The organism is Paenibacillus sp. J31R120 (assembly GCF_056269225.1).
This window is the reverse complement of the sequence record NZ_JBWDNN010000002.1, coordinates 264,268-277,452: the sequence shown is the minus strand read 5'-3', so window position 1 is coordinate 277,452 and position 13,185 is coordinate 264,268. Positions and strand designations below refer to the sequence as shown.

Annotated in this window: 11 protein-coding genes; 4 read left to right on the top strand and 7 right to left on the bottom strand. The window is 52.2% G+C overall.

The window, feature by feature from the left end; translation table 11 throughout:
• Positions 1 to 20: 20 nt before the first annotated feature.
• The 6 genes from AC0YNW_RS07870 to AC0YNW_RS07845 all read right to left on the bottom strand — a co-directional run bounded on the left by AC0YNW_RS07870 (position 21) and on the right by AC0YNW_RS07845 (position 8,091).
• Positions 21 to 1,016 carry an ABC transporter permease gene (locus AC0YNW_RS07870; protein ID WP_475831469.1) on the bottom strand — a complete coding sequence of 332 codons (996 nt, stop codon included), beginning with the start codon at positions 1,014 to 1,016 and terminating at the stop codon, positions 21 to 23.
• Entirely contained in the window at positions 1,003 to 2,505 is a 1,503-nt protein-coding gene (locus AC0YNW_RS07865; protein WP_475832180.1) for a sugar ABC transporter ATP-binding protein, read from the bottom strand. Before AC0YNW_RS07865 ends, AC0YNW_RS07870 begins: the two co-directional genes overlap by 14 nt.
• 121 nt (positions 2,506 to 2,626) lie before the next feature.
• Positions 2,627 to 3,739, bottom strand: a complete 1,113-nt coding sequence (locus tag AC0YNW_RS07860) for a sugar ABC transporter substrate-binding protein (RefSeq protein WP_475831468.1) — start codon at positions 3,737 to 3,739, stop codon at positions 2,627 to 2,629.
• Positions 3,740 to 3,894: 155 nt separating this feature from the next.
• Entirely contained in the window at positions 3,895 to 5,169 is a 1,275-nt protein-coding gene (locus AC0YNW_RS07855) for an ATP-binding protein (RefSeq protein ID WP_475831467.1), read from the bottom strand.
• Positions 5,170 to 5,297: 128 nt separating this feature from the next.
• On the bottom strand, positions 5,298 to 6,932 hold the full coding sequence (locus tag AC0YNW_RS07850; RefSeq protein ID WP_475831466.1) for a sensor domain-containing diguanylate cyclase: 1,635 nt from the start codon (positions 6,930 to 6,932) through the stop codon (positions 5,298 to 5,300).
• A 235-nt stretch (positions 6,933 to 7,167) separates the two neighbouring features.
• Positions 7,168 to 8,091: an aldo/keto reductase gene (locus AC0YNW_RS07845; protein ID WP_475831465.1), complete on the bottom strand. Its 924-nt coding sequence runs from the start codon at positions 8,089 to 8,091 to the stop codon at positions 7,168 to 7,170.
• 157 nt (positions 8,092 to 8,248) lie between these two features.
• Here AC0YNW_RS07845 and AC0YNW_RS07840 point away from each other — a divergent pair, with 157 nt between their 5' ends.
• The 3 genes from AC0YNW_RS07840 (at position 8,249) to AC0YNW_RS07830 (ending at position 10,667) form a co-directional block, all read left to right on the top strand.
• Positions 8,249 to 8,620, top strand: a complete 372-nt coding sequence (locus AC0YNW_RS07840) for a BlaI/MecI/CopY family transcriptional regulator (RefSeq protein ID WP_475831464.1) — start codon at positions 8,249 to 8,251, stop codon at positions 8,618 to 8,620.
• Between the two features lie 6 nt (positions 8,621 to 8,626).
• Positions 8,627 to 10,072 carry a M56 family metallopeptidase gene (locus AC0YNW_RS07835; protein ID WP_475831463.1) on the top strand — a complete coding sequence of 482 codons (1,446 nt, stop codon included), beginning with the start codon at positions 8,627 to 8,629 and terminating at the stop codon, positions 10,070 to 10,072.
• Positions 10,073 to 10,196: 124 nt separating this feature from the next.
• On the top strand, positions 10,197 to 10,667 hold the full coding sequence (locus tag AC0YNW_RS07830) for a CHRD domain-containing protein (RefSeq protein WP_475832179.1): 471 nt from the start codon (positions 10,197 to 10,199) through the stop codon (positions 10,665 to 10,667).
• A 148-nt stretch (positions 10,668 to 10,815) separates the two neighbouring features.
• On the opposite strand, the gene AC0YNW_RS07825 is transcribed toward AC0YNW_RS07830, so the two are convergent.
• Positions 10,816 to 11,676 (bottom strand): helix-turn-helix transcriptional regulator, encoded by an 861-nt coding sequence (locus AC0YNW_RS07825; RefSeq protein ID WP_475831462.1) that lies wholly within the window; start codon positions 11,674 to 11,676, stop codon positions 10,816 to 10,818.
• Positions 11,677 to 11,799: 123 nt separating this feature from the next.
• Here AC0YNW_RS07825 and fabF point away from each other — a divergent pair, with 123 nt between their 5' ends.
• Positions 11,800 to 13,038 (top strand): beta-ketoacyl-ACP synthase II, encoded by a 1,239-nt coding sequence (gene fabF, locus AC0YNW_RS07820; protein ID WP_475831461.1) that lies wholly within the window; start codon positions 11,800 to 11,802, stop codon positions 13,036 to 13,038.
• Positions 13,039 to 13,185: the final 147 nt, after the last annotated feature.

The following is a 13,185-nucleotide window of genomic DNA, read 5'->3' as shown; positions in this document are numbered from 1 at the left end:
ACAACGCGGACCAAGCGCAGCTAATGATTGCGTTTATAATACGTAATCGCCAGCGCGAGCGCGAGGACGGAGCCTTTCACGATATCCATCGCGTAATACGGGACCGACATCATGATGAGGCCATTCGACAGGATGCCGATGAGAATAGCGCCAACGAATGTGCCGAACGCATTCGGCTTGCCCGCGCCCAGCACGGAGTAACCGATAAAGGCAGCAGCAACCGCGTCCATCAGATAGGGACTGCCAGCGTTCACTTCTGCCGTCATGACGCGCGATGCCAGAATAATCCCGCCGATACCCGCGAACAATGCGGAAATCAGGTAAGCGAGCAGCCGGTACTTGCTTACGGCAATGCCCGACAGCTTGGCCGCTTCTGGATTGCCGCCAATCATATACATATACCGGCCATGCTTCGTATAGGTCAGAAAGATATGCACGAGAATGACCACGACAAGCATAATGATGATAATGCCCGGCACCTTGCCCAAATTGCCAAACGCCTTTGGAATGATACCCGTTGCAAAATCGCCGTTTGGCATAATCATGTTTTGCGAGATGGTCGCGCCTCTCGTATACGTAAGCGCTATGCCTTGGAATATAAACATCGTCGCCAGCGTCATGAGCATGTCCTGTATCTTGAAATTAATGACCAGGAACGCATTCACCAAACCTACGACCAGACAGAAAAAGATCGTAATCGCCAGACTCACGCCAACGCCCTGCCCATGCCATACAAACAGCGATATGACTAGCGCATTCGCAACAGAAGCCGTCGAGCCAACCGACAAGTCAAATCCTCCGACTGCCAGCGATACCGTCAGGCCTATCGCAATAATCGTAACGATTGAGATCGAGCGCAGGATGTTAATAATATTGGCAGAGTTTAGAAAATTGTCCGTCATCGCGCCAAAAAAGACAATCAGCAGCAGTATCGTAATGAGCGTCCCGTATTTGTACAGGAACTGGAATGCCCCGCCCGCGCCTCGGTTGGACCGGATTGCATTAGCCTTGTTCATGTGTGATTAAGCCCCCCATGCTGTACAGCATAATTTCTTCTTCGTTGGTGCGAGCCGTATCCAGCTCCTTCAGGATCGCCCCGTCGTACATCACATAGATGCGGTCCGTAATGCCCATAATCTCCGCGATTTCGCTGGACGCATACAAGACACTTTTGCCCTTGCTCGCAAGCTCCGCGATGAGATTGTAAATATCTCGCTTCGCGCCCACATCGACGCCTTTCGTCGGCTCGTCGAAAATATAGACGTCCGCATCGGTCAGCAGCCACTTGCCGATCGCAATCTTCTGCTGGTTGCCGCCGGACAGGTTGCGAACCTTCGCCTGTTGGCCCGGAGTCTTCACCCCAAGACTCTGAATAATCTCTTGCGTCACCACCCGCTCCTGCCTGCCGCTAACCCAGGATGCTCCATTCGCATACTTGGACAGGCTGGCAGCCGTTACGTTCATCACGACCGACTCCTCAACGAAGATCCCCTCGCGGCGGCGCTCCTCCGGCACCAATGCCAATCCGCTGCGGACAGCCTGATGCGGACTGCGCACCTTCAGCTTCGTTCCATTCAAGAACAGGTCGCCCTTCGCCGTCTCCGATGCGCCGAACAATGCCCGGCACAGCTCCGTCTTGCCGGCTCCAACCAAGCCAGCCAAACCCACAATCTCTCCCTTCCGTACCGTCAAAGAAACCCCGTTCACCTTGCCGCTGTCATACATATCCTTCGCTTCAAAAGCAACCTCACCGACACGGCTATCCCGCTCCGGGAATTGGCCGTCGAGCTTGGCACCCAGCATATGCTCCACAATCTCCTGCTGCTCCAGCTTCGCAATCTCTTCGCGCGTCACCAAGCGGCCGTCTCGCATAATCGTAATGTCGTCGCAAATCTCGTACAGCTCCGGCAGCCGGTGCGAAATAAAGATAATACCGACCCCATCCGATTTGAGCAGCCTGACGAGGGAGAAGAGCGCTTCCGTCTCGCTGATGCTAAGCGGTGCTGTAGGCTCGTCCAATACGAGAAACTTGCATTCCATCGAGACAGACCGGGCAATCAGCACCATCTGTTTCTCCGCCAGCGTCAATTCCTGCACCAGCTTCCGTGTAGGTACTCTCACCTTCAGCCGGTCCAACACCGCCTGCGCCGCTCGGTGCAGCTGTTTCCAATTCATCATATGTTTGCCGCGCATGCCGTGCACGGTATGTTCCATCATAATATTTTCGCCGACGGACAGATTCGGGATCAGTGCCGTATCCACTTCCTGATAGACAATCTGAATACCATGGTTCTTTGCTTCCTTCGGGCTTCGAATATTCGCAAGCTGACCGTTCAGCAGAATCTCGCCTGTGTAATGGCTGTAAGCGCCGGACAGCACCTTCATCAGCGTAGACTTGCCCGCCCCGTTCGCGCCGATCAGCGCATGGGATCTTCCGCTCTCCGTATGGAAATCCACTTCGGTCAGTGCCTGTACTCCGGGGAAGGCAATCGAGATGCCTTTCATCTCCAGTCGCGTTCTATTGTGATCCGCCAAGAGGCGCACCTCCCTCTCCAAACAGGATTCAGCGCCCCCATCCAACGGATAAGGGCGCCTGTATGTTGTCCTATTATAGCATTCTACCAGCCTACTTGGCGTTAGCTTCTTTGAGTGCTTTCATCCAATCCTCTTCAAAAGCGTCCGTCGTGCCCCAACCCGGAATAATGTCCGCCAGCGTAGCTACGTTAACCGCTTCGCTCGATTTCTTCAGGTTCTCTTGCGTGATCAGAGCCGCATCCAGATCGAAGGTCGCAGGCGTCTCTTCCCCGGCCAGCTTCTTCGCTGCGATACGTACGTTAACCGCGCCAATCATCTTCGCGTCTACAGCAGCCGTAGCTACCCACGGGCTGTTCTCTTCTTGCATCGCTTGCAGGTCGGCATTGGATACGTCGATGCCGTAGACTTTGATCTCCGTGCGTCCCGCTTCTACCAGAGCTCGGGTAGCGCCGATGGCGAATGCATCCCAAGTTGCGAAGATCGCGTCGATCTCACCATTCGGATATTGCGTCAGCATAGCGGCAACGGCGTTTTGCGTTTCAACCGTTGTGTTGTCGTTAGCAACACCGAAGCGTGCTACTTCCTTAATGCCAGTGTGCTTCGCCAGCACATCTTGGTAAACATGGTTGCGGCGGACCATTGGCGGGAAGCCGTCTACCCACAGGTATACGATCTTCGCTTCTTCGCCGTGCTGCTTCACCAGCTCGTCCAATGCGTATTGCGCCAGCGCTTCGTCCTTCTGGGATGTCAGCGTCACGCCTTCCACCGTGCTCAGATCGCCGATGGAGTCGAAGGCTACTACTTCAATGCCTTTGTCTCTCAGCTTTTGCGCCAGTTCCACTACCGCAGCATCCTCTGCATGGGACAAGACTACCGCATCCACATCACTGTTCGCTGCTTGCTCAATCGCGTCCAGATACTTCGCCGTATCCCCGTTCGCCGAGAACGTGTCAACCTTGAAGCCCAGCGCTTCTCCCTCTTGCTTAGCGCCTGCCAGGAATTGCGCTGTATGATCGTCGCCGCCGATTTTACGGATAACTTTAATTTTAATATCGCCCTTCTCTTTCAATGCCGCAGGCAGATTCTCTACCTCTTTCACGGAACCTCCGGAAGATTTCCCGGTATCCGCTCCGCAGCCCGTTGCCGCGATTACAATCGCCAGCATCAGCACCAAAACGACGCTTAATTTATTTCTTTTAAACATGCTGAACTCTCTCCTTCTGACTGATTCATTCACCGCTTTAATACAAGTAATCCTATCGGATATACCCAGGATCGTCAATAGGTTATCCCTAAATTTTTGAAAAAATTTTCATAGATTAGTCCCTTTTCCATAGAAAATCTGAATCCAAATTCCTTCTATACTATCGCTACGGTCTTATACCGGGGAAAATCAAGCGTAAAGCGGGTTCCCTTGCCCACCTCGCTCCTCACATCGATTTTTCCGTGCATCTTCTTAATAATGCTGAAGGAAATCATCATACCGAGACCCGTCCCCTTCTCCTTGGTCGAATAATAAGGCGTTCCAAGACGCTTCAGCTGATCGCCCGACATGCCGCTTCCCGTGTCGCGAATCATGACGGTTGCCATATCGTTGCGGCATTCGGTCACCAGCTCCAGCGTTCCGCCGTTTGGCATCGCCTCAATCGCATTTTTCCCAATATTAATTAACGCTTGGCGGAACTTGTACTTGTCTCCCATCGTCAGCGGCACTTCACCATTCGTCAGTTGAACGGACAGATGCACATTATTGAAGTTCGCGTAGGTCAGCAGAATGTTAGACAAGTATTCGACCTCGACATTCACATTGATCGCTTCCATCAGCTCGGGATCTGTTCTGGCCAGCGACAAATAATCCGCAATAATATGCTCCGCCCGGTCCAACTCGGAGAAGCAAATATTTTTGTAGAATTCTTTTTTCTCCGGTTGAATGCCGGGTGCGCCGAGCAGATGGATAAAACCTCGGACGGCGGTGAGCGGATTGCGGATCTCATGGGCGACCGATGCCGCCATGTCGCTGACAAGCCGCATCTTCTCGCTCTTCAGGACTTCTTCCTGCATATGATAATGCCTGTTCAAAAATTCAATGGCATAGACCGTAATCCCAACGATCAAAGCTTGCATCGCATAGGTAGTGAGCAAGTGCAACGGTTGATTCAGCAAATACTGCTGCTGGTTCGTAATCGTGAGAAATAAAAGGAGTGTAATCAACTTAATGAGGATGCTGAGGATAACGGCCCAAGCGATCTTCCAGGCCAGTGACGCATGCTGGAATTTGCGAATAGCTATGTAGACGATCAGGTAAGTGGACAATAGGGAGATAGCGTAGATCAAATTATCGGGACCGCCTAGCAAATAACGGGTTACGATCAGCGTCCCGTAGAGCAGCAGAGCGATGGCGCCCCCTCCGTACAAGGAACCGATGGTCAGCGGTATGGACCTGAAGTCGTAGTTGAAGCCGCTAACTTTTACTGGGAAGCACATGGTTACAATCAAAGCCAGCGCAAAAATAAAGAACATCAGGGAGCGATAGTACAACAGACGGTTTTTCAGCCTGTACAAAAAGGGGTACAGCACGAACGGGGATGAAATAATTAGCACATTTAATAGAAAATCTTTGAGAAAGTGTTCCATATAAGCCCCCTTGACCATCTATGGATATTCTTTATAACGGCACAGCAATCCAAATATAGCATAAATTCGAATTTCCTACCGCAAAAATCATTTCGTCAAAAAAGACGCCTATCGCTAGGCGCCTTCTGTTAAGAAGCATGTTCGGTTATGGCAAAAGTCAGCTTGTTTTTCCCTTTGCTCTTGGAGGCGTACAGCGCTTGGTCAGCCAGCTTCAGCAGCAGCTGCGGGTCCGTCCCGTTATCCGGCCACATGGCTGCGCCGATACTGCAGCTTACCTTCGCAATTCCGACTTCCAATTCGAACGGCACGCGCAGGTTCTCCAATATGCGATTGGCCGCATCGTTTGCTTCCAGCAGCGCTCCTTGCAGCGGGACGGTCAAGATGGCAACAAATTCGTCTCCTCCCATGCGGAATGCATAATCTTGCGTATTCATGCAGTTCCTTATGCGTGTCGCGGCTTGGCGAAGCAGCTCATCTCCTGCGTCGTGACCAAGTGAATCGTTTACGCCCTTGAACCCGTCAAGGTCCATATAGAGAAAAGCCAGCGCGCCGTGCTTCTCCTCAGCATGCTGGATTGCTCTTGTAACACTAACCTCCAACGATGAACGGTTTAACAGTCCGGTAAGCTTGTCCCGATGAGCCTGATCTTCCATCTTGACCAGCTCGGATTCCGTAGCCGTCAGCTCTGCAATGAGCCCGCGCAGTGAGGCGGACAACACTTCAATATCCTTAATCCCCCGAGCTTGCGGAATCTCTGTCTTCTCCCCCCGCCGCAGTCGATCGGCTGCTTCCGCAATCCGGGAGAGCGGCTTCGAAATGTTTCCCGCAAACAACCACGCCAGTACGGAGAAGAGCAAGGTAAGCACTACGCCTAGCAATACGATATCTTTTACGAGCGAGTGAATGGGAGCAAAAGCAACCTCGGCAGGCTGACGAACGATAATTTTCCAGCCCATTCCGGGATAATTGTTGTAGCCTGCGCCTTGCGCAAAGCCCGTCAAGTAAGACCGACCATCCGGCCATTGCTGGACCGTCCATTCGTTAGTCCCGCTATATTGCCCGGCTCCTTTAAGTACGAGCTTCTTGCCGGCCCAGGAGTCCGGACCAAGCAGCACCGTATCGTCTATCGCACTTAAGATGAATACTTCAATCGCGTTCTTACTGTCCCCTTGCAGTGATTTAAGTACGGAGAACTTTATTTCCTTGGTCCATTCCCAGCTCAGATGGGCTGCCAATACGCCCGTCAGCTTCCCGTTTTCATCGAACAACGGTGTACTGATATCAACGAATTTCAGCGGCTCTCCCGTAGGGTTCGGCAGCAGCTCCGATAAGAGCACCGCATCATGCACATCGCCTATGAACGGCTTCTCCAGCGCTTCCTTGTACACCGGACGCCCGGCAATGCTGCTGCCTACCAGAATGCCTCCTGTAGATGCCAGTATGTTCCCATCCGGATCGGACAGCCCTACCCATGAGAAGGAAGGTATATTTTTGTTCAGCTCACGCAATAGCCCCCTCACTTCTTCCAAATCCGAAGGAAAGCGCAGCGCTTTCAAATGGCTTAACAACAAAATTTCGTTGTAGCGCGACCACATATAATAATCCAGCTTATCGGACATCTGATAGGCAAGCGCAGCGAGCGAGCCGCCTATTTCCTCTCTGACCTCATGGCTGGTTCTCTGGCTAATCACTACACTCATGGAGACGATTACTACGATAATTAGACATGCAAACGATAACAAAAAATACGTTCTCAGCTTCATCGTCGCGCCCCCCTCTCGCGGTCTATGTAGATACGTGTCGATGCAGCCGGATTCAGCAGTATTATAGTCTATTTATGGGATTTAAGGAAGGTATAAAAAAGGACGCCCCGTCACCACTTGAACCATGGCTTTGGAGGCGTCTGTGTTTATGAGATGATCAGCCGATTGATAAGCTTCTGCGCTGTTCAGGTCCAATCTTGGAAGGGATGGTCCCTGCGAGCTCTTGCCCCTCTTCTTACTTCCCGGCTACGTCCTGCGGATGGGGCTCCGTCAGCAGCTCTGCCGCACGCGCATTGGATTCCACCTGAGCCGGGTCCTTACAGCCAGGTATAACCGTCGTTACCGCCGGGTGCTTCAAGCACCATGCCAGCGCCCAGCTAGCCATATCCACGCCTGCAGGCACTTCCTCGCGAGCGATGTGCTCTACTTCCTCCAGCTTCTGCCGCGTAGCCTCAGCATCATGGCGATGGCGCACATCATTGTTCGCAAATACCGCTCCAGGCTTGTATTTGCCGCTCAAGTAGCCGCTCGCAAGCGGAACGCGGGCAAGTACACCCAGATCCTGGCGCTCGCAGGACGGGAAGACTTGCTCCTCCGGCTTGCGGTCCAGACGATTGTACACGACCTGGATCGTGCGGGAATTGACGCTTGTCGAGGCATCGGTCTGATGCAAATTGTCATTTTTGCCGACCGACGTACCGAGGAACCGGATCTTGCCGGCTTGAACCTGCTTGTCCAGTGTCGTCCACAGCTCATCGTTATCGAATGCAACATCCGGTCCGGAATGGAATTGATACAAATCAATGTAATCCAGCTTCAGCGCCTTCAGCGAAGCGTCGAGCTGAGCGGTCACGCCCGCTGCATCGTATACGTCTGTACGCGTGAACAGGTTATGGAAGTGATGCCCGAACTTCGTCGCGACGATCCAGTCCTCGCGGTTTCTCCGGCTCAAATAATCGCCAATCAAACTCTCCGATAAGTGGTCGCCGTAGCATTCTGCCGTATCGATCAGATTGATGCCGAGTTCATGCCCTTTATCCAGAATCGCATCTGCTTCCGCTTGCGTATATTCGCGGCCCCACTCTCCGCCGAACTGCCAGGTCCCAATACCGATCACCGACACATGCAGGTTCGTACTGCCCAAACGTCTATACTTCATAACGACTCTCCTCCCAGCTCATACGATTTCTACACCATTATACCTTTTGGAAGGCGCGATTAAAAACAGACTTCTTTACAACAGTTGACAATTATCGATTACGCATGTAATCTATTTAAGATTACACGTGTAATTCATTGAAAAGGAGAGTGCTAGCATGCGCGATATTCCCTCCATCTCTGAAGCGGAGTGGGAAGTCATGTCGATCTTATGGCGCAAATCCCCTATTACTGCGCAGGAAGTCATCGAAACGCTTGGAGATGATAAGGCTTGGATGCCAAAGACGGTCAAGGCACTCATTAGCAGATTGTTGAAAAAAGAAGCTATTTCATTTGTCGCTGAAGGCAAAACGTACTACTATTCACCCGCTGTATCGAAGGATGAATGCTACAGGTCGGAACGAAAATCATTTGTGCAGCGGTTCTATAAGGGTTCACCTGCGCCGATGCTTATTCATTTCTTGGAGGATGAGAAGCTTACCAGAGAAGAAATCCAGGAGCTGAAACGGATTTTGGATGAAAAGGAGTAGCCTGTGATGGATGTCCCCTCCCCGCTTGCAGCCTTGTTCCATTGGACGCTGGCAGCCACTCCGACAGCTGTGCTGACGGCGATTATTCTTTTGACTGCGAGAAGCTTGCTGCGATATCAAATTTCCGCCAGGGTATTCTATTTCCTATGGCTCGTCCTGATTATCCGTCTCGCTTCTCCCTGGGCGCCGTCTATTGAGTTTTTAAGTTTGCCGTTCCCTTCCGGTATCATTGAAGGTGTCGATCAAGGCATTTACGATGGACACATCGTAGAGCCTATGCCTGACAACCCGTCCAGCCTAAGCACGATTCCGTCACAGCTAACGGCAGAAAGTTCGACTAGCAAGATCATTTGGAAGGACATCCTCTTCCCGATATGGCTTTCCGGTGTCTTCATCCTTGGTATTCTATACGCTTATTCCAATTTCAGTTGGAGAAGGAAGCTGACCTCTGAACAGCCTGCCGTCGTGCCTCCCAACCTATTGGAATGGCTTGCAGAGTGCCAGATACGCCTGAACTTTCGCCAACATGTGGAGCTTCGACTTTCTACCCATATCAAAACCCCTGCTACTTATGGCTGGTGGAAGCCCAAAATTCTCGTTCCTGCCAGCCTAGTCGGTCATATCGACAAGGAGGATTGGAAGTCGATTTTACTGCATGAGCTTATCCATATCCGAAGAAAAGATGCGTTATGGAACGGGATCATGACGGCGCTTCTACTGCTGCATTGGTTCAATCCTCTCCTATGGCTCGCCTGGTTCAAAATGAGAGAGGACCAGGAGTTGTCCTGCGACGCTTTGGCTACGAATTGGGTAGATAAAAAGAGCTATGGCAGCACCATGATCAAGGTACTGGAATTCATGTCTTCTACAAAGAGAAGCGCACTCGTTCCCTTTGTCTCAGGAAAAACAACGCTCATCAAAAGGAGAATCCAAATGATTGCCATGAAAAAGAAATCCGCTTTTACTATCAAAGCTGCCATTATCGTAACTATTTTTGCGATCGCTATCTTCTCTAGTGTGTCTATTCATGCCAAGCAGCAGTCTCGGCCTCATTCTCAGCCGGGTGCCGGCTTGTATATTCTTCCAGCTGAAGGAACAATTAAGCTCCGTTTTGGCGATTCGAAACAAGAATCCCAGAATAAGACTCGGACCAGCAACGGGCTTGAAATTGTCAGCAAAGAAGGAACTCCCGTATACGCTGCAGCAGACGGCATTATTGAAGCAGCCGGATATGGAGGCGTAGAAGGCAATCAAATCGTCATCGTACATGCCGATAATATTGAATCGGTGTATCAGCACTTGAAGGAAATGCTGGTTGAAGCCGGCGAGGAAGTGAAGCAAGGTCAACAAATAGGCACAATAGGATCAACCGGTCAAAGTGTAGGACCTCACTTGAAATTTCAAGTTCTGAAAAACGAAACCTACATTAATCCGGAATCGCTAATTCACTAGCCCTTACATGGCGTCCCGATTTCACAATCTATGAAATTCCATTGAAGCCCCGGGTACAGGAAAACAGGATGCTCCATCATGCGATGAATACGCTACTGTATGAACCGCAAAGGAGGAATGTCCTATCGCTACTTTCAGAGCTTTTCTGAGAGGACGGAACGAAGTGCCGCCTGTTCGCACGAATGCTTCCGGCAATGTGATTTTACGTGAAATCGACCGCCGCAACGGCAACGACCGCAATGGGGATGAGAACAATGGTGGAGACCGCAATAACGGGAACAGACGCAGACGCAATCGCCGCCTCAGATTCCGGCTGTCGCTTCGCAATATCAGACGCGTAACCGCCGCCCATATTCATCTGGGCCGTCCTGGCCAGAACGGTCCTGTCGTCGCCTTCCTATTCGGCCCGAACAATCAAGGCGTATCGTTCAGACGAGGTGTCATTACCGGCACATTACGAGATCGCGATCTTGTGGGTCCATTAGCCGGCTCTTCGATTCGCCGTCTAATTCGCGAAATTGAACGCGGCAATGCTTATGTTAACGTGCATACTCGCCAGAATCCGGACGGGGAGATTCGCGGCCAACTTCGTTAAGGCGTTCAACCTTGCCTATTACAACCGCTATTTAAAGAAGTAGCGTGATCTGTTAACGTGTGCAAACCGCATTTCAGCAAAAAAAATGACGTGCCGACTGACTTCAGTCTGACGCGTCATTTTACTTTTCGCGATTATCACGGAAGCGCTAATCGTGAATCTCATGGCTTTCTCTGCGGGCGAGCATCTGCCTTAGTTTGGACTCTGTTGGAGAGCCCGGTGCCGGTGTATAGATGCTGCAACGCAGCTCCGAGCTTCCCTGTGCCTGCATGGACGTCAGATGGAACAGCATCTTGCCCGCTTGGGCATGACGGAACTCAAGAGACACCTCAGGCGCGTAGCTGACCCCGCTTTCCTCCCATAATCTTGTGAAATCCGGATAGCTTGCTTTCATCTCGCTTATAAATTGTTCATACCATTCGTCCTTGACGTATTGACCGTAATAAGACCGGAACATCGCGAGGAAGCCGCCCGCAAAGTGCTCCCAGTTGGCCGCCAGACGACGCAGCTCTTTCCTGGCAAACAGCAGTCTCACCATGTTGCGCTCGGCAACCGGTACTTCGGCAAAATCTAGAAAAACATACGCTGCCGCATCATTCCATCCCACGATGCCGCAGCGACGATCCGATACGATAACCGGGCAATGTCTCAGCTCATCGATAATATATTTCAACGAGGACGGAACGGCTGGCGACGCATGGTCGGGCTCTGATTGCTCGCTGTCCGATTCCAGTGCCAGCGTCAGCATATATTTCCGTTCGTCTTCATTAAGCTGCAGTGCTTTGGCAACACTGTTCAGGACTGAAGGAGATACCCGGATATCCCGTCCCTGCTCCAGCCAGGTATACCAGGTTAAGCTGACATCCGCTAGTTGGGCGACCTCTTCCCGACGCAGTCCCGGCGTTCTTCGCCGGGAACCTGACGGCATGCCGAACGACTCCGGCCGGAGCATGGCCCGCTTTGATTTCAAAAACTCGGATAAGGCATGTAGTCTGGCTTCAGAATTCATCTTGTGTTCCTCCAAGCTATTATCATAGTGCTCTTAATACTAGTATAAACGAAAACTGGTAATAGGATAACTTCTATGACACACTAGGTTCAATTCAAGCAACATGCTAAGGAGATGAAATAGATGGAGAGAGTCGTCATTACAGGAATGGGCGTGCTGTCGCCGCTCGGCAATGATGTAGAAGCTTTTTGGCAGCGATTAATTCGGGGGGAGTCGGGCATTGGCATCATCGATGCTTTCGATACATCCAGACATAAAACCAAAATTGCCGGTCTTGTGAAAGGCTTTGATGCCGAGGAACGATTCGGCCGCAAAGAAGCGCGGCGGATGGACCGATTCACACAATTCGCTCTCGCAGCTGCGGAAGAAGCCATAGTAGACTCGGGTCTTAATCTAGGTGCTGCGGACAAGGAACGGATCGGCGTATACGTTGGCTCCGGCATCGGCGGAATCGGGACACTGCTCGATCAAGCCAAAGTACTGGCGGAGCGAGGGCCGGAGCGCGTCAGCCCGACGCTTGTGCCGATGCTGATCTCCAACATGGCTGCCGCAACGATCAGTATCCATTATGGCCTCACCGGGCCTACCCTTTCCCCTGTTACGGCTTGCTCGATCGGCAATACGGCAATCGGGGAAGCGTGGCGCTTGATCCGCTCCGGCGAAGCCGATGCGGTGGTAGCCGGAGGAGCCGAGGCAGCCATCTCCGATATTTCCCTCGCCAGCTTCGGCAATGCAACATCACTATCGACGCGCAATGATGACCCGACACGAGCCAGCAGGCCGTTCGACGCTGGAAGAGACGGCTTCGTTATGGGCGAAGGAGCGGGTATCATCATCTTGGAGTCGCTGTCCCATGCTCTCCGCAGAGGGGCACGCATCCATGCCGAAGTGATCGGATACGGAGCCAGCTCCGATGCGTATCACATGGTTGCGACCCATCCCGAAGGAGCAGGCGCCTACCTGGCGATGAGACAGGCGCTGCGCAGTGCCGGGCTGCAGCCGGAGGACATTGATGTCATCAGCGCCCATGCCACCAGCACCGAGCTTGGCGACCGCTCCGAGACTGCTGCTATCAAACGGTTGTTCGGCGAGCGTGCGCGCAGCATTCCCGTGACGGCCAACAAGTCTATGATTGGCCATATGTTCGGCGCGGCAGGCGGCGCGGAAGCGATCGCGCTCGTGAAGAGCCTGCAGGAAGGCATCATTCCGCCGACGATCAACCAGGAGACGCCGGACCCGGACTGCGATCTCGACTACGTGCCGAATGTGGCGCGGCAAGCCTCTCTTACGGTCGGCCTGTCCAATTCCTTCGGCTTCGGCGGACATAACGCAGTTATCGCGCTTCGCCGCTACGAGGAATAAGACCAACATAGCTGCTGGCTGGCACCTTGTGAGACGTTAGTCCAGCACCAACTGTGATTTGTAGCTCATAAAAAGTGGCGGCACCGCCCCCTGCCCTTATACTAAAGTGTAAAATATAACGGTGCCGCACAACACTATTTCCACCCA

Coding starts and splice junctions, on each gene's coding strand:
- AC0YNW_RS07870 (WP_475831469.1), bottom strand. CDS start 1,016: ATGAACAAGGCTAATGCAATCCGGTCCAACCGAGGCGCGGGCGGGGCA.
- AC0YNW_RS07865 (WP_475832180.1), bottom strand. CDS start 2,505: ATGAAAGGCATCTCGATTGCCTTCCCCGGAGTACAGGCACTGACCGAA.
- AC0YNW_RS07860 (WP_475831468.1), bottom strand. CDS start 3,739: ATGTTTAAAAGAAATAAATTAAGCGTCGTTTTGGTGCTGATGCTGGCG.
- AC0YNW_RS07855 (WP_475831467.1), bottom strand. CDS start 5,169: ATGGAACACTTTCTCAAAGATTTTCTATTAAATGTGCTAATTATTTCA.
- AC0YNW_RS07850 (WP_475831466.1), bottom strand. CDS start 6,932: ATGAAGCTGAGAACGTATTTTTTGTTATCGTTTGCATGTCTAATTATC.
- AC0YNW_RS07845 (WP_475831465.1), bottom strand. CDS start 8,091: ATGAAGTATAGACGTTTGGGCAGTACGAACCTGCATGTGTCGGTGATC.
- AC0YNW_RS07840 (WP_475831464.1), top strand. CDS start 8,249: ATGCGCGATATTCCCTCCATCTCTGAAGCGGAGTGGGAAGTCATGTCG.
- AC0YNW_RS07835 (WP_475831463.1), top strand. CDS start 8,627: ATGGATGTCCCCTCCCCGCTTGCAGCCTTGTTCCATTGGACGCTGGCA.
- AC0YNW_RS07825 (WP_475831462.1), bottom strand. CDS start 11,676: ATGAATTCTGAAGCCAGACTACATGCCTTATCCGAGTTTTTGAAATCA.
- fabF (WP_475831461.1), top strand. CDS start 11,800: ATGGAGAGAGTCGTCATTACAGGAATGGGCGTGCTGTCGCCGCTCGGC.